We start from the raw sequence: 22,223 nt of genomic DNA, 5'->3' as shown, positions 1-22,223 counted from the left end.
GTTTGAACTAAATTTTAACAACCAGGATAATCGAAAATAACATGAAGAAAATATTCATAAATGTAAGCTTTGCGGCAGTTTTGCTGGCTATGGGATGTAGCCGCGACAGGTATGCAGAGTTGAACACAGACCCATCGCAGGTGGGCGTGACTGTTGTACTGCCCGAAATGTTGTTCCCGAATGCGCCGCTTGCATTGCATACGAACGACTTTGAAGCGTACTACGATTTTAACCGTAACATCGAATATTGGATAGGTGCATGGGTGCCATTGGGCGGTAACAGCGGTATTATTACCCGTTTCAGAACACCTACTACAGCTTCCAGCTATCCGTATCGCTACGATAACTTGTACTTCCGCGAAACAACAGGTGCGGGTGGTGCAATGTTGGGGCTGCGTGAGGTAATTGATAAAATGCCGGCAGGTGAGAGAGCGAAGCACTTACACATGCGTGCGATTTCCTACGTTCCAATGGCGTATGGCGCGTTCAACCTCTCTGATGCGATAGGAAGTGTTGCTTATACACAAGGTATGCGTGCCCGCTACACCGATCCCCCGCTGCTAAAGCCTAAATTTGATACACAGGAAGCGCTCTATGATACACTGGAAAACGAGCTGAAGGCTGCCGTGGCAGTTTTAAGCGCACCACCATCTGTGGAACAGAAAAAGCTCGGTACGTATGATCTGTACTTCCGTGGTACAGGTAACGAGTCGCTCAACTGGGCGCAGGCGGCTAACTCGCTGAGGTTGCGTATCGCTATGCGTATGTTGAAAAGAAAACCACAGGCAGCCGCAGCGATCATCAACAGCGTGCTGACAGATGCCGTGGGTCCTATCAACAGCAGGGCTTCCAACTGGGTATTTAAAGGTGGCGAGAACGTAGGTAATGGTGGTAACTATAACCTGGCCGCGGCACTTTCCGGTCAGAAAGCGTCTATCGACTTCCAGTACAAAACTACCGATCCGCGTATGCGTATCATGTACCAGAAAGTGGCACTTACCGAAGCGCAATTCAACACATTTAAAGCAAACGGTACGATCGCCGCTTCAGAGGTTTATCAAACCTACCGTGGTCGTCCGACCAGCCCGGATGCTCAGAACAACCCGGCTACAAGGTTCTATTTCAACTACATCACCGGTACTACTGCCTACGTATCTTACATGCAACAGGCACTGTTTAACCGCGCCGTCGGCCTTGGTTTCCTCAACTATCCTGTAATCACCTACGCTGAGGTATGCTTCATGCGTGCAGAACTGGCAGCAAGAGGTATTACTGCTGAAAATGCGGCTGAATGGTATTACAAAGGTATTGATGCTTCCTGCGCAGATTATGACCAGTGGGGTAAGGACGCGAACGTAGCTGAATACGTAGCGCTGAGTACAGCGGAAGTAACCGCCTATAAAAATCACCCGGATATCGTGTACAATCCAGCAAAAGGTGTTGAACAAATCGCCATCCAGCAGTTCTTTCACCACTGGAAAAACCCAAGCGAATTGTGGGCAAATATCAGGAGAACTGGTTACCCAAGCCCGACCGGCGTTGTGTTCCAGGCAGAACGTATCATGAACAACGGCGTTGAGCAGGTAATGCCGCGCCGCTGGTCACTGTTCATGCCGCCGATCACCGACCTGAACTACGAAAACCGCAAGGCGGCGATCGAAGAAATGCAGAAAGATCCCGAACTGGGCGATCTTACCGACATCACAGGCCGCGTTTGGTGGGATAAGAAATAGTACTCCGTTAAGCAATATTTACAGTAAATTCAGACCGGTGAAAGGCCGGTTTGAATTTACCTGTATCAAAAAAATGAGCACCGCCGTATGAGACTAATCATTTTGATCGCAGGCTGCCTCTTTTTTTTATCAGCAAGTGCACAGCAGCCAAAATCTAAATCTAACGAAAGCATCAGGCTAAAAACATTGGAAGGAAAACCCCTGACCTTACCCGGCTTTGCCAAAAAGCTTACTGCTATTGTATTTCTTTCCCCGGACTGCCCGCTTAGCCGCAACTACTCCATTGTCCTGAAAGAAATTCAACAATCCTGGAAAAATGACCTGCAGGTGGTAGGAGTGTTTCCAGGCAACAGTAACAATGAAGAAGAGATCAAAGCTTTCAGAGATAAATACAAAATAGATTTTGACCTGGTGCAGGATAAAAAATTAACGCTGGTAAATTTCAGCGGCGCCTCCATCACTCCGGAAGTTTTTCTCTACGACGATCAGGGCGTATTACGCTACAAGGGCGCAATCGACGACTGGGCTATCAGCCTGGGCAAAAAGAAGATAAAGGCCGAACATCATTATCTTCGCGACGCGATCGATCATTTTTTACAGCATAAAGCAATCAGCCCGGCAGCTACGTCAGCGGTGGGTTGTTTTATCAGCCAATAATTAACGGTATGCCCAAGCGTTTACTCATCTTATTATTCCTGTTTTCTTTTTCTGCTTCACAAGCGCAAACTTTTTCAGACGTAGCGCCTATTTTGGTCCGGAAATGTGGTAGTTGCCACCGCCCGGGCGATGCAGGCCCTTTTCCATTATTGAAGTACGAAGACTACGCCAAACGCCTTTCATTTATAGAAGAGGTAATTACCAGCGGCTACATGCCACCGTGGCGCGCCGACACGGCGTACCGGCACTTCGCGAACGAGCGCGGACTAACGACTGAAGAGCGCACGAAAATACTGGCCTGGATCAAAGCAAAAGGCCCAAAAGGTAAACCGGTGGACGTGGAGGCTACTGCTGCTGCGACGAATCGTAAGCCAGACCTGGTGCTGCAAACGAAAACCAAATTCCTCGTGAAGGGCGATAACCTCGAAAGGTTCGTGGAGTTTAAAGTACCGTTCGAATTGCCTGCCGATAAAACGGTGGAGGCCGTAGAGCTGGTAACAAACAATCGTAAAATCATTCATCATATCAACTACGGTTTTTATCGCGTGGCCGATAAAGCAATCGATATAAACGCAGGGGTAAGCACGATCAATACGATGGACCGTGAGGCGAATGTGCTGGCATTTCAGCCTTTTAAAAAGGAAATGGTGTACTACACCGGCTGGATACCAGGATCATCGACAGAGTATTATCCCGGCGATTTCGGATGGGCACTGCCTGCCCGCGGCGTGGTGATCTTTACGGCGCACTACGCTGCCATAGCGGCGGATGAAGAGTCGGTAGTGGGCGTCAATGTCTACTTTAAAGATGGACCGGTAAAACGCCCGGTACGAATTATCAGTGTGGGTTCCGGCGGAGTGGGAGAGCGGGATATTACGCCGGCGCTGGTGATCAGGCCTAATACGGTAAGCAGTTATGAACTGAAGATGCGTACGCCGGAGGAACAGTCACTGTTGTATGTATGGCCGCACATGCACCTGTTGGGGAAATCGTTCGAAGCTTTTGTGGTTACACCTGCAAAAGATACGATACGGCTGGTGCACATCCCTGAATGGGACTTTCGCTGGCAGGAGTTATACCGGTTTAAAAAGCCGGTGAAGATACCGCAAGGATCCATTATTCATATGAAAGGCACCTACGATAATACAGCGGCAAATCCGGTGAACCCCAATAAACCGCCGAAGTATGTTTTTTCAAGTGGAAACATGAAATCGGATGATGAAATGTTTACGCTGTTACTGATTTACGCTCAATACCAGCCCGGCGACGAGCAGATGGTATTAGAGTGACGTTTTTGTAAAAAGAATAGCACCGGGAGCATATGGTCAATAAACATTTTTACCGGGCCTTAGCCCTGAGGGAATTTTATTTTTCAGGTAAGTTGTCATCAACTGACCTGAGCGAGCGAATGGGCAAAAGCATACCGCATGTCATGAAAGTGATAGAGGATTTGCTGGACGAAGGCTCTATCGTAGAATCGGGCTATGCACCCTCCAGTGGTGGCAGGCGGCCTGTTATTTACGCGATGCGGCCGGATGCTATGTTCGTCGTGTCTGTAGCAATGGACCAGGTATTTACGCGCATTGCGCTGCTCGATATGGAAAACCGCCCTGTAACACCAGTAACGGAATTTGAGCTTCCGCTGAATCATAACCCGGGCGCCATCGCTCAATTGATGGAACGCATACGGGAAGTGATCATCGCCGCCGACGTTCCCAGTGAAAAGATTGTAGGCGTAGGTATCGGGATGCCCGGCTTCGTGGACTTTGAAAATGGCATCAATTATTCGATCTCTTTTAACGGCAATCAAACTATTACAGAATACCTGACGGATGCCCTGGGCTTACCCGTTTATATCGATAACGACTCCAGCCTGATTGCACTGGCGGAGTTCCGCTTTGGTGCCGCCCGCGATAAGAAAAATGTGACGGTCATCAATATCGGCTGGGGCATTGGTTTGGGCATGATCCTGAATGGCGAACTATTTCGCGGCCATGACGGTTTTGCGGGCGAGTTTAGTCACATCCCGATTTTTAACAACAACAAATTATGCAGCTGCGGCAAAAGCGGCTGCCTGGAAACCGAAGCCTCCCTGCAAGTCGTCATAGAAAAGGCCGCCAATGGTCTGCGCTCCGGCAGGCTGTCCGCCCTCGGCGACGGCTTCCCCGCCGGTCATGCACAGGAAGACTGGGAGTCGATCGTAAAAGCAGCACACCGGGGAGATCGTTTCGTAGTGGAATTGCTTTCGAAGACCGGTTACGATATCGGCAAGGCTGTCGCGATCCTTATTCATTTGATGAATCCGCAGTCGGTAGTTTTGAGCGGTCGCGGAACGGCGGCCGGCAAGGTGTGGGAAGCGCCCGTACAGCAGGCGCTCAATGAGCACAGCATTCCGCGGCTGGCAGCCAATACGCAACTGGCCATATCAACGCTGGGTTACCAGGCGGAGTTGATAGGAGCGGTAGCATTGGTGATGGAAAATAAGGTAAAGGAATATAAGTTGAATCATAAAAAGATCCGGGCGTTCTCTTAGGCGCGTCCATTAAGCTTTATGAAGGGTATGAAAAAAATCAGATGGGCATTGCTGCTGCTGGCCACCGCGCCAATAGCACAATCAGACGCACAAACGCTGCATCAGTTTAAAACAGGATTGCAGGTGACAAGTCCGCAACGCTACGGTCGTGAGGCGATTTACTCCGACCTGCTGGCTTACCGGCTTTACACGAATACGTTGAAGCAACCTGTGGATGGTGCTGCGTTTGAGGCAGGACAGTCATGGCAATTGGTAACGGCTGACAGTGCCAATCGTTTGTTTCGTCGCGGTATGGGCCGCGGTGGTGGCAACTTTGGCCGTGGTGCGTACTTTTATCTCACGTACGAATCACCGGTAGCGCGTACGGCCGTGTTGAATGTCAAAGGCAACAGTGGCCTGTATTTCAACGGGGTGCCGCATGCCGGCGATCCATATAGCTCGGGCTGGCTGTACATCCCGGTACAACTTAAAAAAGGATTAAACGAAATATACGTTCGTGGCGTAGCGATTACCGCCAGTCTCAGTTTGCCGGAAAAAATGGTGCAGCTGAATACGGAAGATCCGACGATGCCTTCCATCAGAGCCAACCATGCGCAGGATACTTTGCAGGGCGCGATCGTGGTGATCAACAGTTCCGCCAAAGAACTGAAAGGCCTGCAACTTCGGGCGACGCTGCAAGGCAAGTCGATGGTGTCTGATGTTCCGGTTATACCGGCTATGTCTACACGTAAAGTTCCTTTTTATTTTGATGCAGGTGCAGTGAACGCCGTGGGTAAAACGTCGTGCGAGGTAGCCCTGGTGGAGAAAGGCCGTGTGCTGGACCAATCCGCCGTAGAAGTAGAAGCGGTGGCGGAAGGCAAACAATACAGTGGTACTTTCATCAGCCAGATCGATGGCAGCCTGCAATACTACGCGGTAACGCCACAGGTAAACGGTCCGCGACCCGGTGCGGCCTTGTTTCTCTCGGTGCATGGCGCCGGCGTAGAAGCAATAGGGCAGGCGAGGGCGTATCAACCTAAAGACTGGGGAACGCTCGTAGCTGCTACGAACCGCCGTCCGCGCGGGTTTAACTGGGAAGACTGGGGCCGGCTTGATGCGCTGGAAGTGCTCGGCATTGCCCGTGCAAAGTTTCAGCCCGATCCGCAACATGTTTACCTCACGGGGCACTCTATGGGCGGCCATGGCACCTGGTTCCTGGGGGCTACGTACCCCGACAAGTGGGCTGCTATTGCGCCCAGTGCCGGTTATCCAACGTTGAAAGGTTATGGCTCGGCCGATGGACTTATCCCGGATAGCAGCAGTGTGCCGATGGAGCAGATGTTGCTGCGTGCAGGCAACCAGAGTGATGTGATCAAACTGGTATCGAACTATAAACCGCTGGGGGTATATGTATTTCATGGTGATGCGGATCGTACGGTATCTGTAAATTATGCCAGGCAGATGCGTGAATTGTTGGGTAAGTTTCATGCAGACTTCAGCTACAATGAATACCCAGGCGGCGAACACTGGTTCGGTGATATCAGTGTAGACTGGAAGCCGATCTTCGAGTTCTTCAAGTGGCATCTCCGTCCGGTAGATTCTGCCGTAAACAATATCGATTTCATGACCGCAAGTCCCGGTATTTCGGATGCCTACCGCTGGGCGTCCATCCAGCAGCAGTTGCACCCGCTACAATACAGCCGCATCAGGCTAAACAGGAATAAAACGGCCAACACGATCAGCGGCACTACCGAAAACGTACGCCTGTTGCGCCTCGACCTGTCTGAGTTTACACCTGGCGCTACTGTAAAAGTAACGATCGATGGTGTGGAAAGTTCCCATACGGCCGGACAGCAGGTATACCTGCTTAACGGCAAAACAGCGTCCAAAGCGCCGCTGACAGAAAAAGGCCCACATCGTTACGGTACGTTAAAGGATGGATTTAATCATCGTATGGTGTTTGTGTACAGCACCGGTGGAAACGCAGCAGAAAACGAGTGGAGCCTCAACAAAGCAAGATATGATGCTGAAACGTGGTACTATCGCGGCAATGGCGCGGTGGATATTATCGCAGACAAGGATTATTCCGCTGCCCGCTACAAAGACCGTGGCGTAATTGTTTACGGCAACAGTAGCACTAATAAAGCGTGGAGCGTCCTGTTGGCGGATTGTCCGATACAGGTGTCGCGCAATAAAGTAACTGCCGCCGGTAAAACCTGGAACGGTGCCGGCCTGAGCGCAAGTTTTGTGTGGCCGTTAAAAGGCTCCGATGTCGCTTCCGTAGCCGTAGTAACGGGTTCCGGGCTGGAAGGAATGAAAGCAGCCTATGCCAACCAATATTTTGCCGGTGCAAGCGGTTTTGCCGACTTCATGGTATATTCCGCCAGCATGCTGGAGCAAGGTGCCAGCGGCGTTAAACTGGCTGGGTTCTATGATTATGCATGGAAGCTGGACCCCGCCGAAATGGTAGCCGCAGACTAATTTGAGCCGATTCAGGCACGTTAATTGTGCGCTGGGCGGCATGATTATCCGGATATGTCTCTTTTTATGGATCGGAGTGCTGTGTAGCCTTAATGTGGCCGCACAGTTCTCCGATTCTGTGCATTATTACGCGAAGTATTCCTCCACAGGGTCGATCAACCAGACAAATGACGGCCGCTCTTATCTCCTGAATAATGTCGCCGCTTTTAAGATCAGTAAAAAGAAGATCGTGCTGAATGCCGATGCCGGTTACGTGTACGGTGCACAAAACAGTGAACAAACGAATAACGACGTTACCGCATCCCTCAACTTTAATTTGTATGCCGGCAATCGACGATTCTTCTACTGGGGCCTTGCTACCTACGACCGCAGTTACTCGTTAAAGATCAATAACCGCTTCCAGGGAGGTGCAGGGGTGGCATATGATGTGATCAGAACACCTACGGCAGTGCTGAATATAAGCGACGGCCCGTTATTCGAGCATAGCGATCTGATATTGGAAGATACGATCCCGGACAAGTACCAGACCGTGCGTAACTCACTGCGCGTGTATTATAAATGGACGATCAAAAGTATCATCGTGCTCGAAGGCTCGCAGTTCTGGCAGCAGTCGTTCACGAAACAAAATGATTACATCCTGAAAAGCGTCAATTCTGTATCGGTGAAACTGCGCTCCTGGCTTGCCATTACAGCCGCCTTGAATTACAACCGCCTCAACCGGACCGGTCGCGAGAACTTGCTGGTCAACTATGGGATCACCATGGAGAAGTACTTCTAGCTTGGTACTATTTTAACCACTTATGTAATTTTTTGAACACAGGAGGCATAACGCATTACATTTGGCGGCATAGGAAACTTTTGCAAGCTAATGAAGAAACAGATCAGACTACTTTCCCGTTGCGTACTATTGTCGCTACTTGCCTCCACGTCGGTTAAGGCCCAGTACACCCGTTATGTGAACACATTTATTGGCACCGCGCCACTCACCGATCCAAAGATACTCGGCTACGAATTGCCCGATGGCTGGCGCTCCTGGGCCGGACTCACGTTCCCAGGCAGCTCGTTACCTAATGCTATGGTGCAGTTGAGCCCGATGACCGAATATGGCTCGGGTGCTGGTTACGAGTATGAGGATAACATTATTTACGGCTTCACGCACACCAACAAAGGCCACTGGAACTTATGTAACATCCCGGTGCTGCCGATGTCTAATCCGGGCGATACATTGCGCTCTCACTTTTCGCACAAACGGGAAAGTGCGGCGCCAGGTTATTACCAGGTGTACCTCGATGATTACGATGTAGACGTGAAACTGACGTCTACGCTGCGTTGCGGCTACCATCAATACACGTATAAACAAGCCTCCGGCCGGCAGATACTGTTCGACCTCGCCCGCTCTAACAACCGGGTATCGAACTGGAAAATAGAGCAGGTAGGCAATAATGTGTTACAGGGCTTTCAGCAGACCGGTGAACGCATCTACTTTTACGCGCAGCTGAATACAAATATTGAAAAGCTCAATATAAAAGAAGAGGGTAAACGTAACGGCAACGCGATCGTTCATCTGGCCAATGGTACCAGGCCGGTGGAAATGAAAATTGGTCTTTCGTTCGTGAGCATGGAAAATGCAAAGCAGAACCTCGGGAAGGAGATAGGCGCTAAATCCTTTACCGCTATACGTACCAGCGCCAACCAGCAATGGGAAAAACTGCTGTCGCGCATCCAGGTGAAAGGCGGAACGGAAAAGCAGAAAGGTATGTTCTATTCCAGCCTGTACCGCTCGTTCCTCTGGCCTGCTTTACGCAGTGATGTAAACGGTCAGTATACAGACGCAAAACGCCAGGTGCAGCAGGCTGATTTCAATTATTATACAGAACCTTCTCTCTGGGATACGTATCGCAATAAAGATGTACTGCTCGGTCTTTTGTCGCCGGAAGTAGCGCTGGATGTGATTAAATCAATGAAAGATGTGGGTGACAAAACAGGTTTCATCCCAACCTTCTTCCACGGCGACCATGGCGCTTCTTCGATCGTTGGCGCCTATCTCCGCGGTATCGATCAGTTTGATGTAAAAGGTACTTACCAGATTTTATTGAAGAACGCGAATGTGCCGGGCGCAAGGCCACACATCGAAGAGTATATCAAAAAGGGCTTTATCTCTGATCCGGATGTGAAAAATCCGCACGTAGAAACGAAGGCGCACGCCGGTGTATCTAAAACGCTGGAATATGCGTATGATGATTACTCGCTGGCACAGCTGGCGAAAGCGTTAGGCGACACCGCGAATTATCGCATCCTGATGGGCCGCTCGTCCAACTATAAAAACATGTTCGACCCGACCACGCGTTTCATGAGAGGCCGGCTTGCCGATGGCAGCTGGATCACGCCGTTCAATCCGCAATACCCTTACTACGAATACATGTATCGCGAGGCGAATGCCTGGCAGGTATCCTTCTTTGCACCACATGATCCGAAAGGACTGGTAGCACTTTACGGCGGCGCAGCGGGTTTCGAATCAAAACTGGATTCGCTCTTCACCGTTCCATGGAACCCGAAACACATCGCACGTAACGTGGAAACGATGATCGGCCAGTATTGCCATGGCAACCAGCCAGACCATGAAGCGCCGTTCTCTTATTATTTCATCGACAAACCCGCCAAGTCGCAGCATATCATCGACACGATTCTCAACAGCCTGTATGGCATCGGTGATGATGGTCTCGCATTATGTGGTATGGACGATGCCGGTGAAATGTCGGCCTGGTACGTGTTGTGCGCGGCCGGACTGTACACCTATTCCGCCACTGATCCGGAGTACCTGGTCACTGTGCCACTCTTTGACGAGATCAAATGGCGTACGAACAGCGGCAAACTGATCACCATCCGCAAACCGGGCAAAGGTCGCTCGCTTACAGGCATCAAGGTGAACGGACAGGCATTGAAAGGCTACTTTGTATCGCACGACGTGTTTAAGAACGGAGGTACGATTGACATCTCCACTAAATAAAAGCATAAGCCGGCCCGTTACAGGGCCGGCTTTTTTTATCAGGTAGATTGTAAAGACTTCACCGGGTTGACTAGCGCCGCTTTCAACGACTGGAAGCTGATCGTCGCCAACGTAACCAGCGCCATGGCAGCTGCGGCCAGCAGGAATATTTCCGGTCCGAGCCCTACGCTGTAAGCAAAGTGGTTTAGCCATTCGTGCATGATGTAACCGATAAGTGGAAACGCGATCAGCACGGAGATCAGTAACAGCCGCAGGAAATCTTTCGATAGTAATAACACCACACTGCTCACCGTAGCTCCCAGCACTTTCCGGATGCCGATCTCTTTCCGGCGCTTCTGTGCCGTAAAGGCCGCCAGCCCGAATAAACCCAGGCAGGAGATGAGTACCGCCAGTGCGGAGAAGTACTTCGACAACACGGCCACGCGCTGCTCGGAAGCATACATCGCCTGGTATTCATCATCCATAAACCGGTAATCGAACGGAAGAGATTGGAAGAAGTCGCCATACTCGGCTTTCACCGCGGCGATAGCGGCCTGTTGCTGGTCTGGCCGTATTTTTACGATCACATTTGGCATGACCGGGTACGCCTGGAAAAAGCAGGGCGTAACGGGATGGTAAAGTGATTGAAAATGAAAGTCTTTCGCAATGCCGACGATTTCGCGATCGTTGCCCCAGAGTTTTACAGTTTTACCAATTGCATCTGTAAGTCCCATCGCTTTTATAGCCGATTCGTTTAGAATTAGCTCGCGAGAGGCATTCGCGTTCTCAGAGAAATACCTGCCTTCTTTTAGCTGGATGCCGGTGGTCTGTAAAAACCGGAAACCTACTTCGAGGTTGGCCAGGTTGACATTTTTGTCCGCGGGTTTGCCCGGCCATTGCAGATCGCCTACCGCGCCGTGTTGCCCCAGCAAATCGTGTCCATAACTTGAAGCTGCTACAACCCCAGGCAGCTGTCTCACGGCCGCCACAAAGCTTTCTGCCGCTGCGAGTTTGGCGGAGTCCATCTCGAGTGGTATTTCAAAATGAATGATCTGCTCACGATTATAACCCAGGTTTTTCGACTGGATAAAATGTATCTGCCTGTAAATGACGGTCACCGCGCAAATGGCCATTACGGATACCGTAAACTGGAACACTACCAGGCCTTTTCGCACCCAGGCTTCTCCGGGGCCGGACTTAAATATGCCTTTCAGCGCCAATGCGGGCTTAAATCCGGATATGTACAGCGCCGGATAGCTCCCTGCCAATACGCCCGTGATCAGCGTAAATCCTGCGAGTGCTGCCAGTAGCCGGAAGTCCGGCCGCAACAAGAGGTTTTTGCCCGTCAGCTGATTAAATGCCGGCAACAACAGGAATAGTAATCCTACTGCGAGGCACAGTGCACAAATGCTGATCAGCATCGATTCCCCCAAATGTTGCAACACCAGGTGGCCGCGGGTTGCACCTGCTACTTTACGGATGCCTGTTTCCTTCATCCGCCTGGCCGCACGGGCGGTTGACAGATTCGTGAAGTTGATACAAGCGATAAAAAGGATAAAGGCGGCGATGAGTGTGAATAGTTTTACATAGGTGATGCGGCCGCCGGACACTACACCATTCGTATATTGGTCGTACAAGTATTTATCGGCGTAAAGCCTGGAGGAAAGGCTGCTGCCAGGGTTCAGCTTCCTGTCAGCATAAAAGCCTGCGAGCTTCCGCTTAAAGACGCCTGCATCCGCTTCCTCACGCAACAAAACATAGGTGGCCGGATCGCTGTTGCCCCATTCCCGCAGGTAGGTTCTTTTCTCGAGAAAGAGATCGTAACTGAACAACACATCAAACGGGTCGGAGCTGGTGTGCCGTGGCTTTTCGAACACGGCTGCGATTACATAGTCGCCACTAAATTCATTGAACAGGAATTTCGCCGTGCGGCCCAGAGCCTGAGCCCCCGGATATAGTTTTGCTGCCAGCTGGTCGGAGATGGCAATCGTGCGACGGTCGTTCCGCAATCGCGCAGTATCGCCCTGCAGCACTTTGTACGTAAACATGCTAAGGTAATCGCCGCCCGCAAACTGTGCCGCGGCCTTCATGCGGGTATCGCCCAGCGCTATAACCGCATCCGCCGAAAACCAGGAAGGTGTAACCACGGTGACGGCGCGTTCTACTTCAGGTAATTCTCTTGCCAGTGCATCCGCCAGCAAGCCCGGTGTATTGGGAGTGGTGCTGATACCGGCTTCCTCTTTCGTGTGCTGCATCACCTGGTACAAACGATCGCTGTGCTGGTGAAAGCGGTCTACTTGCCGCTCGTCGCTTACCCACAGCCATATCAGCAGGGTAGTGGCAAGTCCGGTTGAAAGGCCCACAAGGTTGAGCAAGGAGAATTGGCGGTCTTTCAACAGGCTGCGCCAGGCGATCTTCAGGTAGTTGTAAAGCATGTTTTGCGATTTGTAAAGGGTGATCAACCGCACACGTCATATGAGGTTCGCCCAAGGGTTATGCCAATCGCTAAGTGGTTGACAGTTGACAGGTTAGGGTTTAGATTCGTCCGGAATCGGACAGGTGATTGTACGGGAGCGGGCAAAAAGAAAGGGCTGGTCCATAAACCAGCCCTTGAGTATTCAAATGATATCAGCGCTATTTTTCAGGCACCAACACACCTCTTACGAAGTTGCTGCCGCTGAGGTATTTTTCAGCAGTCGCTTTCACAGAAGCAGGCGTAACCAGCTTCAGGCGCTCGTTGAAGGTAAGCAGGCTTAACGGATCGTCACCGTTCCTGTATTTAGAAGTAAGGTAGCTCAGCCAGTAACCGTTTTCACGCAGGTTCAGTTCCTGTGCGCGTTGTGTTTCGGCTTTGAACTTTTCTACGTCTGTTTCAGTAGCGCCGTTCTTTTTCAGCAGCTCCACTTCGTCCAATGCAGCAGCGACAAGTTTGTCAACGTTGGCAGTGGCGCAGTTAAAGGAGATGGAGATCGAGTAGTAAGGCGTAGGCAGTTTGCTGGCAGAGAAGCCAACATTTGGTGTGTAAACACCGCTCTCTTTTTCGCGCAGGCGCTCCAGTACTTTGAACTCGAGGATGTCGCTCAGGGCATTCAGCTGCAGGTTGTTTTCTACAGAGTAGTCGAATTTGCCGTGGAACGTCAGCTGTACAGAAGCTTTATCTTCAATACCTCTGCGTACGGTTTTTTCAACTTTGCCTGGCAGCGGACGAATACCGCGGTCGATATACTGCTCATTGCGGCCGGTAGATGGCAGGCCACCCAGGTAAGTTGCCAGCAACGGTTTAATTTTCTCTACGTCAAAGTTGCCCACGAATACGAAGGTCTGGCCGCTCGCATCGGAGAAACGATCTTTATAGAACTCGAACGACTTATCCAGGGAGATCTTCTGCAGGTCAGCTACTTCCGGCGTTTTTTCACGTTCTGCGTAAGAAGTGAATACCGCGTTCATGGTGTCTTTGTAAGCTGCTTCCGGCGTAACGTTCTTGTTGGTCAGCATCACACGGAAATCGTCCATGTTCTGCTTAAACGCCGCCTGGTCTTTTCTTGGATTGGTGGCATAAGCGTATACCAGCTGCAGTGCTGTTTCCAGGTCTTTGGGTGATGCGCCACCGTTAAAGCCCTGGTGAAGGTCGCTGATATAAGGCGCTACGTTAGCCGTGTTGCCCGCCAGCAGTTTGCGCAGCTGCGTGTTGTCGAAATCGCCGATACCATCGCTACCGATATTGCCGGTGTAGCCTACTACTTCTACCAGTTTGTCATCCGCCAGGGATGTACCGCCCGCGCCAAAAGAGGCGAACTGGATCTGGTCATTCCTGAAGGTTGTAGGTTTCAGCAGCACTGTTACACCGTTAGAAAATTTCAGCTTCGTAACATCCAGGCCCTGGAGTTTTTCTTCGCTCACAATTTTACCGGCAACTGGTTGCTTTTCCAGCAAAGGTTTATTCACGGTATTGTCTACATAAGGCGTAAGGCCTTTCGCAGCGTCTTTGATCGTTGCGAGTACCTGCGCCTCTGTTGGCATTTTAGCTTTGTCCTTCTCAGGCGCCTGAATGATGATGGCTACGTTCTGCTGTTTAGTCAGCGCCTTCGCCGCTGCATTTACTTCGGCCAGGGTGATGGTCGACAGCAGCTTTTTATTCAGCTCGTAACGGTAATCAGCGGAAGTGATCGCGGAGCCGGTGAGGAAGTTTTTCAGGTATTGCTGCACGTAAGAAGCAGACGGTGTTTTGTCTCTTTCCAGGTAACCTTTCTCGTTGCCGGCTTCAATATTTTTCTTCATCACTTCCAGCTCAGGAGCGGTAAAGCCGAATTGTGCCATGCGCTCTACTTCTGCCATTACAGCTTTCAGTGCACTGCTCATTTCCTCCGCATTTTTCGATACTGCTACAACGCTGGTCGCATCGGTGCCGGGGATCATACCACCCTGGTAAGGACCGGAGCTGAACTGCGCCTCCAGGAATGGTGCATTACCTTTCTGTTTGATCTCGTTGAGACGTGCAGTCAGCATGTTGTTGATCATACTAACCACCATGTTCTTACGGGCATCGGCCACCGTTTTGGTAGTTGCGCCTTTGTGACGCATCATGACCATCGCTACATGATAGGGGAACTCCACATCTGTTACCAGTTTGTACAGTGGCGTTGGATTGTCTGGCAATGTGTAGGCAACAGCTGGTTTCGGATTGGCCGGGTTTTTCAGCGGACCAAAGTTTTCCTTGATCAGCTTTTCCACTTCTACAGGATCAAAGTCGCCTACGGCGATTACACCCTGCAGGTTTGGTCGGTACCAGTCTTTATAGAAATTGCGCATTTCTTCTTTCGGGAATGACTGGATCACTTCCAGTTTACCGATCGGCAGACGGTTTTCGTAACGCGAACCTTTCAGCAATACCGGCAGCAGTTCTTTCTGCATGCGGGACTGTGCGTTTTTACCACGGGCACGTTCTTCTTCCACGATAATACCTCTTTCCGCGTCGATCTCCGAATCGTCCATGGTTACATATCCTGCCCAGTTAGCCAGGATTTTGAAGCCATTGTGGAACAGCGCTACGCTGTCTGTCGGGATCGGCAGCTGGTACACCGTTTGGTCAAAGCCGGTGTAGGCATTCAGGTCGGCCCCAAACTTCACGCCTGCCTTCTGGAGGTAGTTGATCAGTTCATTTTTAGGGAAGTCCTTCGTGCCGTTAAAAGACATGTGTTCGGCAAAGTGTGCGAGGCCTTGCTGCGCATCGGTCTCCATCAGGGAACCCGCTTTCACGGCCATGAAGAGTACTGCGCGGTTTTTCGGCTCGGCATTTTTGCGGATGTAGTAAGTAAGGCCGTTCGGCAGTTTGCCGATCTTAACGGCAGGGTCTACAGGCATTACTTCTGTAGCGGCTGCAACAGGAGCGGCCTTTTTTTGCGTCTGTGCAAATGATTGGAAGCTGGCGCCGGCGATCAGGGCCAGCACAAGGAATTTTTTACTCATGTGAGCAGTAATGGTTTGGTTTTGATTTCGATGCTGTAACTTATTCATTGTTACCCCTTTTGGGAAACGGGATGCTAAATATAATACTTCTCCCGTTAGCAGAAAAGGGTTGGGAAGGATGAGCGGCCGGATTGAAGGATGTACCGCCCTCCATTTTACACCACAGATCGCCTCCCATGGCCGCCTGGAAGGATTTTTGCCATGCTCCCGGTATGTGGAAAGGATTTTATTGGTCCGGCACCAGCGGCCTGGTTTTGCCGGTCCCGAACAAACAGGCATTCCCTCCCGACTACCGGGACAAATCGCGACTTTGTTACTACGCATCGCTGTTCAGCAGCATCGAGGTCAACAGCTCGTTCTATAAAGTACCCCAGGCAGTCACTATTAATCGCTGGGCCCGCGAAACACCAGCCGATTTTCGCTTCACCTTCAAACTGCACCGCGACATCACGCATGTGAAGCAACTGGCATTTGACCCGGCGGCCGTGCATCATTTTATGAACGTGATAGATGGTGCAGGCAGTAAGAAAGGCAGCCTGCTCATCCAGTTCCCGCCCTCCACCACCGTCGACGCGTTCGGGCAGCTCGAAGCTTTGCTCGATACGATCGGTGACCACCGTGGCTGGCGGGTGGCACTGGAGTTCAGGCATCCGTCGTGGTATATTGGCGAAACGTATGAACTGGCGGATGAATATCGTTGTAGTGTGGTGTTGCACGACATTCCCAAGTCGCGCAACAGCCGGCTGAATGCCGGTGCCGATTTTGTGTACCTGCGGTTCCACGGCCCGGCAGGGGATTACCGTGGCGGATATACACCAATGCAATTGGAGGAGTATGCCGCAAGCATACGGGGATGGCTGCGCGAAGGGAAGGAGGTGTTCGTGTATTTTAATAATACCATTGGGGATGCAGTGGCGAATTTAGGGGAGTTGGACAGACTGGTGAGGGAGCATGAGTAGCCCGGTGAAACAGGCTACTCATCCGCCGGTTACTGCCCCTTCAACTCCGCATACTCCTTCTCATAAATCACCGGCAACCCTGTCGGTTCCGCTACCTCACTCGCTGCTACTTTCCTGAAACGCACCTCATCGGCTTTGAATGAAAGCGGTTCGCTGTCCATCTGTAACACCACGCCCTTATCGCTCATCGCGCCGAACGGGCTGCCCAGTGCAGGTATTGCGGTGGTGTACCAATAGGTGACAACGGTCTTGCCGCGTGTCGCTACTACTTTACGACATTCGTAGCCCAGTATTTTCCTCGTCTCACCCGTTTCCTTCGAAACGCTCGTCTCGGTAGTATCCCGGCCTGGCGCAAATTTGCCTTTATATAGATATTTTTCCCTGGAGATTCACGAGGTAGGAGAGTCGTTTCGTGTTCATGTTCAGGTAGGCCTGGGCTTCGTCGCCACCACTGGAGATCATAAGTTTTACATTGCCATCATCGCTGGTGATCTCTTGCTGGGTGGCGGTGTTGATGAGGGCCTGTTTATCCCGGTAAATGAGTACGGCCTCGCGCTCCAGCACTTCTGGAAACACGCCTGCGAGTTCCGGCTGTGAGAACTTCATGCGGTCGCCCATCGGAATGCGGATGGTGTAAGTGATCTCGCCCTGTGTTCTGTCTTGCGCGTTGATGCTGCTGCCTGTCATCATCAGCATGGCCGCGGCTAATAGTTTGCGGTAGTGTTGCATGGATTTATGATTATTTAGTTGGAAATACGCTGAGTTTGTAAGCCACACTCAAAAGAAAATACCTGCCAGGTACGCTGCCCCGAACGTCTTCCACATAACCGTTACCGGCTGTCCTGCGAATGTTTTTGTGCTGGTTCAGTAAGTCACGGCCGGAAAGCTCCAGGGAAAAAGCTTTTCCAATGGTTTGATGCAGGCGCCCGTGCAGCAGCCGCACATTCGTATTGTACCCATTGCTCAGACCTGTGTTGAGGCGGCTTAGCAGAGAGGCTTCAACTGAAAGTCCCCTGGATAGCTTTAGCGCGGGTGATAGTTCATACGAGAACGTCCACGACAGCTGTTTCGCAGTACCAAACCGGCGGTCGTGATAGGCAGCTTCGCCTTTTGCGTGCAGACTGAAATATTCGCCGAGGTTGACGTCACTACTGGTGGCTATTTGTGTTGACCATTCATCTGAATAGTACCTTCGCCCGGTAACGTAGCCAATGCTATGTCCATACGAGGTTCCGGCGTTGATGTCGATGTGAGTGCCGTTCTTTCCTGTAGAAAAAGAAACACCACTTTCCAAAGCCGCATCGTAGTTGCCTTTCACGTTAATGGGATAGATCAATTGCCTGCCCGTCAGTGTATCCAGGATAGACTGGTCTGTAACGGCCTGTGGCTTTGCGCTGTAACGCAGGCGCAGGTGTTGCGAGCGTTTTTGGTCCTTGCTGTTGTTTTCGAAGAACAGGGAGGTGTGATGCTCGACGCTTTGCCGCAGCGCAGTATTGCCGCGCCTTGTGATCATGGCGGATGAATTGTCTTCCAAAGGCTGCAGCTGGCCGATGCCGGGCATATAACTGTCACGCCGGAACTCAAACTCGGTCTTGCGCCATTTCGTATGCTGGTATTTTAAGAACAGGTGCGGCAGTAGTGCACCATATACTTTGTTTATCTCATACTGTTTGCTGTACGATAGCGCTCCTATAGTTTGCTTCTTGTACGCCAGTCCTGCCGACAGCGACAGCTTACGGTCTTTCAGCGATAGCAGTAAATCGGGATGATGCTCCAGTGTTTGATAAGTATAGTGGTCGCTGTAGCGTATATCCGTATCGGTGTATTGTTGTTTTAGCACATCGAAGTTGCTGACATGCCTGTTCGTGTTTGCCGCGCTGTATCGCAGCCGCTCACTCAGTTGCAGATGGATGCGCCGGTTCACAGGAAAGGTGTATACGGCCTTGCCATCGATGTTGCTGTTATTGGCTGCAGATCGGGTAAGCTGGTTGGTGGAGTCTGCCTGTCGTACGTTCAGGTACCGGGCCTGCGATTGATTCAGGTAAGTGTAATCACTTTCATACACTTCCGGACTTAGTGTCACCATCAGGCTATGGCCTTTACGACGGAACTTGTGGCGGAACAGCAGGTCTGCATCAAACCGGCGGGTGTCGTTGTGGGAGCGGGTAGACTGCCTGCCTTCATTCAGTAGTTGCTGTTTGTTAAACGTTGTGGCGCTAAACGCCCGCTGTTCGCTGGCATCCGATACGGCCTTACTGAACCTGGGCGAGAGCTTCAAAGACGTGCGCTCATTGAACCTGAACTCCGCCGTCGTTTCTATGTGGTGCTCGTGGTTGCGTTGTAAACTATGGCCCCGCTGCTCGTCAATCCAGGAAGTATCGGCCAGAAAGTGTTGCCGCTCGCGGGCATAGTCGTTCCTGGTATTTGCACTGTTATAGAAATAGCTGCTATGCCACGAAAGCCGCCTGCCCCAGTCATTGTTGAAGTTGACGCCGCCATAGTGCGTCGTCGTTACCCCATCCGCCCAATCGCCAAAGCCGCCCATCAGTTCATTCATGATTAATGGAGACAGGTTGTTCAATGCATTGGGATCCCGCGCTGCCATCTGTATCAGTTCATTATTGCTGAATCCCGATTTGTTGATGTTGTTGCTTTTCGCCAATACTGATAACTGGCGTTCGCCGCTGAAGCTGTTGATGTTCGCTCCCGCTTCGTACAACTCGTTCAATCCTGCGCCGGCATTGACATTGCCGAATACACCTTTCTTCCGGTTTTTCTTGGTGATGAGGTTGATCACTTTGTTGTTTTGTCCGTCATCCACGCCTGTAAACTGCGCCAGTTCACTTTTCTGGTCGATGAGTTGCACCTTGTCGATCATATCTGCCGGCAGGTTCTTCGTGGCAATCGTGGCGTCGTCGCCGAAGAAGGGCTTGCCGTCGACTAATACACGCTGCACCTGTTTGCCCTGGGACTTGATCATACCGTTACGATCTACCCGCAGGCCGGGTAAGGTCTTTAGCAGATCTTCCACAACGCCGCCGGCTTTCACTTTAAAGCTGCCGGCGTTGTATTCGGTAGTGTCGCCGCGATAGGTGATGGGTGGTGCCTTTGCTGTGACAACGACTTCTTTCAGGTCCAGGCCACGGGTCGGGATACTATCGGCCACTACGGACGAGCGGCGTTGAGCATATAAGGTAGAGGTAAAAAGTACTAGTGTGATCAGCAGAAAGCGCATACTATAAATTGTATGCCGCAAAGCTATTGAGCCTCCTGCGCAAACTCGGTTAACGAACCTGTATGCAGTGTTAATGAACGTTAAAACTTAGGCGATCAGCTTATATCCAACGCCACGTACATTCACGATCTGCACCGAGCTGTCCTGCTGCAGGTACTTCCGGATGCGTGTAATGTAAACGTCCATGTTTCGTGCATTGAAGAATCCATCGTCGCCCCAGACCTTCAATAGCATGGCCTTACGGGCAGTAACACTGTTCAGATGATCGGCGAGTATTTTCAGGATGTGCGCTTCGCGTTCGGACAGGCGTTGTACCTGGTCTTCGAAACGCAGCTCCTGCCGGTGGGCGTCAAAACGGTAAGCGCCGATCTGGTAGATGCCGCCGCCCGTCGCCACCGCCACCCTGCTCCGGCTACGTTTCAACAGGGCATTGATGCGCAATAAAAGCTCCTCCATGCTAAAGGGTTTCTTCACATAATCGTCCGCCCCGGCGCTCAGGCCGCGGATCACGTCGTCTGTTCCTGTTTTGGCAGTAAGGAAAATGACGGGCACTGCTTCGTTGGTCATACGGATCTCTTCGAGCAGACTAACGCCGTCTTTCTTCGGCATCATCACATCCAGGATGCATATCTCCGGTTGAAAGGATCGAAACAATTCCCAGCCTTCGCGGCCATTGCCCGCCAGCGCTACGTTAAAGCCGTTCAGTTCCAGCGTTTCGCGGATCACGGTGGCCAACACCTGTTCGTCTTCTACCAATAATAGCCTTGTCTTACTCATAATGCAGGTATTTCAAATGCAAATTCGCTCCCAACGCCCGGTGTGCTTTGTACGCGTATGTTTCCGCCCGACTGCTGTACCAGTTCCCTCGCATGACTCAATCCTAATCCATATCCTTTCACTTCATGTATGTCGCCCTGCGGTACGCGGTAGAACTTATCGAACAGGTAGGGGAGATGCGCTGCCTGTACACCAATGCCATTATCACTCACGGTGAATACATACTTGCCAGGTAACTCCTTAATATGCAGCCGCACAAGTTTCTCCGCTTTATCGGTATACTTCACGGCATTGTCTACCAGATTGTTGAGTATTGTTTGCAAGGCATCATGCGAACTAACGATAACGGGCGTATGAACATCCATCGATGTCGTAACCGTTACACCCGGAAGATGGCTGTAGCGTTGCTGTACGGCATGCAGCAATTCCTGCAACGACACCTGTTCGCGTGCACCTGCAGGTAAACCATTCTCCAATTTCGATAGCTGGAGTATCTGGTCGATCTGCCCTTCCAGTTTATTGATTTCGTCTTTCGACAAACGCAGGTAGCGCTCCGCTTTCTCCCGGTCACTGATGCCGTTATAGGTGAGCAGCGCCTCGTTAATAGTAGAAAGTATCGCGACCGGTGTTTTTAATTCATGGGTGATGTTGCTGATGAAGTTGACACGCATGGCTTCCAGCGCCTTCTGGCGAAGGATGATGCGCCACAACACCCAGATGCAGCCTGCTACAATAAGCAGCAATAACAGCGAAGCCGCAAAGGCCCCGGCCATCCGCTGCAACAGGTAGCCGCGCTCGCCGGTAATGTAGGCATACAGGTGACTGTCCGGCGCAATCACAGAAAACGGCATGCTCACGTGCAATCCACCACTGTCGGCCGGTAGTAGCTCTTCAGCATACAACAACACAAATGGTAAATGCAGGTCTCGTTTAGATAATTGCTTCGTATATGCGCCACGTAAAGCCGCTGTATCCGGACGATACTCCGGCGAGGAGGAAAGCACGGCGGAAAGAAATGGAGGAAGCTTGCTGGCGGCATGGAAAGTGTCCGTCGGCCATTGCCGCTCGTAAGTCAGTGTATTCCTGCCCTCGGAAGAAGAGTTGATCACGATCCCTGTCGTCACGGTAGCGCAGTTTTTACACGCGGTGTCTTTGGGCGGTGCCGGTAATTCGGGCTTACGGTCCATCCTGGCCGCAAACGCTTCGTCATAGGCCGCCCGTAAGGCGTCCTGCAACTGTACCGACAACGTTTGCCGCTGGTCGCGGTAGGCCGATCGCAGCCAGATGCCCTGGAATACCATCACGGCCAATACCGTCGGCACGACCATCCACCAGATCCTTTTTTCCACGAGGTTCATGGCGCAAATGTACGTGCCGCGGCGGGCCTTCGGGTATTATTTTAACATTCATTAACAAA

General features: G+C 51.4%; 15 protein-coding genes. 8 read left to right on the top strand and 7 right to left on the bottom strand.

The genetic code is table 11. The annotated features are described in order from the left end of the window. Positions 1–41 precede the first annotated feature (41 nt). The 7 genes from MKQ68_RS10105 (at position 42) to MKQ68_RS10075 (ending at position 10,390) form a co-directional block, all read left to right on the top strand. The gene (locus MKQ68_RS10105; RefSeq protein WP_264283184.1) at positions 42–1,733 is read left to right on the top strand and encodes a SusD/RagB family nutrient-binding outer membrane lipoprotein; all 1,692 of its coding nucleotides are present in this window, start codon (positions 42–44) and stop codon (positions 1,731–1,733) included. An 87-nt stretch (positions 1,734–1,820) separates the two neighbouring features. After that, entirely contained in the window at positions 1,821–2,390 is a 570-nt protein-coding gene (locus MKQ68_RS10100) for a redoxin domain-containing protein (RefSeq protein ID WP_264283183.1), read from the top strand. A gap of 8 nt (positions 2,391–2,398) precedes the next feature. Continuing rightward, positions 2,399–3,679 carry a c-type cytochrome gene (locus tag MKQ68_RS10095; RefSeq protein ID WP_264283182.1) on the top strand — a complete coding sequence of 427 codons (1,281 nt, stop codon included), beginning with the start codon at positions 2,399–2,401 and terminating at the stop codon, positions 3,677–3,679. Between the two features lie 143 nt (positions 3,680–3,822). After that, entirely contained in the window at positions 3,823–4,923 is a 1,101-nt protein-coding gene (locus tag MKQ68_RS10090; RefSeq protein ID WP_264283181.1) for an ROK family protein, read from the top strand. Positions 4,924–4,950: 27 nt separating this feature from the next. Then, the gene (locus MKQ68_RS10085) at positions 4,951–7,383 is read left to right on the top strand and encodes a carboxylesterase family protein (protein WP_264283180.1); all 2,433 of its coding nucleotides are present in this window, start codon (positions 4,951–4,953) and stop codon (positions 7,381–7,383) included. A gap of 40 nt (positions 7,384–7,423) precedes the next feature. Next, entirely contained in the window at positions 7,424–8,161 is a 738-nt protein-coding gene (locus tag MKQ68_RS10080; RefSeq protein ID WP_264283179.1) for a DUF481 domain-containing protein, read from the top strand. A gap of 90 nt (positions 8,162–8,251) precedes the next feature. Further along, positions 8,252–10,390 carry a GH92 family glycosyl hydrolase gene (locus MKQ68_RS10075; protein WP_264283178.1) on the top strand — a complete coding sequence of 713 codons (2,139 nt, stop codon included), beginning with the start codon at positions 8,252–8,254 and terminating at the stop codon, positions 10,388–10,390. 38 nt (positions 10,391–10,428) lie between these two features. On the opposite strand, the gene MKQ68_RS10070 is transcribed toward MKQ68_RS10075, so the two are convergent. Both MKQ68_RS10070 and MKQ68_RS10065 read right to left on the bottom strand, forming a co-directional pair. Further along, on the bottom strand, positions 10,429–12,804 hold the full coding sequence (locus tag MKQ68_RS10070) for an ABC transporter permease (RefSeq protein ID WP_264283177.1): 2,376 nt from the start codon (positions 12,802–12,804) through the stop codon (positions 10,429–10,431). A 199-nt stretch (positions 12,805–13,003) separates the two neighbouring features. Further along, positions 13,004–15,835: a M16 family metallopeptidase gene (locus MKQ68_RS10065; protein WP_264283176.1), complete on the bottom strand. Its 2,832-nt coding sequence runs from the start codon at positions 15,833–15,835 to the stop codon at positions 13,004–13,006. A 176-nt stretch (positions 15,836–16,011) separates the two neighbouring features. Here MKQ68_RS10065 and MKQ68_RS10060 point away from each other — a divergent pair, with 176 nt between their 5' ends. Next, on the top strand, positions 16,012–16,794 hold the full coding sequence (locus tag MKQ68_RS10060) for a DUF72 domain-containing protein (protein ID WP_244839100.1): 783 nt from the start codon (positions 16,012–16,014) through the stop codon (positions 16,792–16,794). 29 nt (positions 16,795–16,823) lie between these two features. On the opposite strand, the gene MKQ68_RS25885 is transcribed toward MKQ68_RS10060, so the two are convergent. The 5 genes from MKQ68_RS25885 to MKQ68_RS10035 all read right to left on the bottom strand — a co-directional run bounded on the left by MKQ68_RS25885 (position 16,824) and on the right by MKQ68_RS10035 (position 22,164). Next, positions 16,824–17,183: a hypothetical protein gene (locus MKQ68_RS25885; protein ID WP_432803740.1), complete on the bottom strand. Its 360-nt coding sequence runs from the start codon at positions 17,181–17,183 to the stop codon at positions 16,824–16,826. Then, a complete protein-coding gene (locus tag MKQ68_RS10050) occupies positions 17,158–17,523 on the bottom strand; it encodes a hypothetical protein (RefSeq protein WP_264283174.1) in 366 nt (121 codons plus the stop codon). The genes MKQ68_RS25885 and MKQ68_RS10050 overlap by 26 nt, the downstream gene beginning before the upstream one ends. Positions 17,524–17,533: 10 nt before the next feature. Next, positions 17,534–20,029: an outer membrane beta-barrel protein gene (locus MKQ68_RS10045; RefSeq protein ID WP_264283173.1), complete on the bottom strand. Its 2,496-nt coding sequence runs from the start codon at positions 20,027–20,029 to the stop codon at positions 17,534–17,536. Between the two features lie 87 nt (positions 20,030–20,116). Then, entirely contained in the window at positions 20,117–20,806 is a 690-nt protein-coding gene (locus MKQ68_RS10040; protein ID WP_244839105.1) for a response regulator transcription factor, read from the bottom strand. Beyond that, complete coding sequence (locus MKQ68_RS10035) at positions 20,803–22,164, bottom strand: sensor histidine kinase (RefSeq protein WP_264283172.1); 1,362 nt, start codon at positions 22,162–22,164, stop codon at positions 20,803–20,805. Before MKQ68_RS10035 ends, MKQ68_RS10040 begins: the two co-directional genes overlap by 4 nt. Positions 22,165–22,223: the final 59 nt, after the last annotated feature.

The organism is Chitinophaga horti (genome assembly GCF_022867795.2).
Lineage (GTDB): Bacteria > Bacteroidota > Bacteroidia > Chitinophagales > Chitinophagaceae > Chitinophaga > Chitinophaga horti.
Note: the sequence above shows the minus strand (reverse complement) of the source record. Positions and strands in the feature narration are given on the sequence as shown.

What these genes read in the sequence shown, in the direction of transcription:
- MKQ68_RS10105 (WP_264283184.1), top strand. Translation starts at nt 42, where the DNA reads ATGAAGAAAATATTCATAAATGTAAGCTTTGCGGCAGTTTTGCTGGCT.
- MKQ68_RS10100 (WP_264283183.1), top strand. Translation starts at nt 1,821, where the DNA reads ATGAGACTAATCATTTTGATCGCAGGCTGCCTCTTTTTTTTATCAGCA.
- MKQ68_RS10095 (WP_264283182.1), top strand. Translation starts at nt 2,399, where the DNA reads ATGCCCAAGCGTTTACTCATCTTATTATTCCTGTTTTCTTTTTCTGCT.
- MKQ68_RS10090 (WP_264283181.1), top strand. Translation starts at nt 3,823, where the DNA reads ATGAAAGTGATAGAGGATTTGCTGGACGAAGGCTCTATCGTAGAATCG.
- MKQ68_RS10085 (WP_264283180.1), top strand. Translation starts at nt 4,951, where the DNA reads ATGAAAAAAATCAGATGGGCATTGCTGCTGCTGGCCACCGCGCCAATA.
- MKQ68_RS10080 (WP_264283179.1), top strand. Translation starts at nt 7,424, where the DNA reads ATGATTATCCGGATATGTCTCTTTTTATGGATCGGAGTGCTGTGTAGC.
- MKQ68_RS10075 (WP_264283178.1), top strand. Translation starts at nt 8,252, where the DNA reads ATGAAGAAACAGATCAGACTACTTTCCCGTTGCGTACTATTGTCGCTA.
- MKQ68_RS10070 (WP_264283177.1), bottom strand. Translation starts at nt 12,804, where the DNA reads ATGCTTTACAACTACCTGAAGATCGCCTGGCGCAGCCTGTTGAAAGAC.
- MKQ68_RS10065 (WP_264283176.1), bottom strand. Translation starts at nt 15,835, where the DNA reads ATGAGTAAAAAATTCCTTGTGCTGGCCCTGATCGCCGGCGCCAGCTTC.
- MKQ68_RS10060 (WP_244839100.1), top strand. Translation starts at nt 16,012, where the DNA reads ATGGCCGCCTGGAAGGATTTTTGCCATGCTCCCGGTATGTGGAAAGGA.
- MKQ68_RS10050 (WP_264283174.1), bottom strand. Translation starts at nt 17,523, where the DNA reads ATGCAACACTACCGCAAACTATTAGCCGCGGCCATGCTGATGATGACA.
- MKQ68_RS10045 (WP_264283173.1), bottom strand. Translation starts at nt 20,029, where the DNA reads ATGCGCTTTCTGCTGATCACACTAGTACTTTTTACCTCTACCTTATAT.
- MKQ68_RS10040 (WP_244839105.1), bottom strand. Translation starts at nt 20,806, where the DNA reads ATGAGTAAGACAAGGCTATTATTGGTAGAAGACGAACAGGTGTTGGCC.
- MKQ68_RS10035 (WP_264283172.1), bottom strand. Translation starts at nt 22,164, where the DNA reads ATGAACCTCGTGGAAAAAAGGATCTGGTGGATGGTCGTGCCGACGGTA.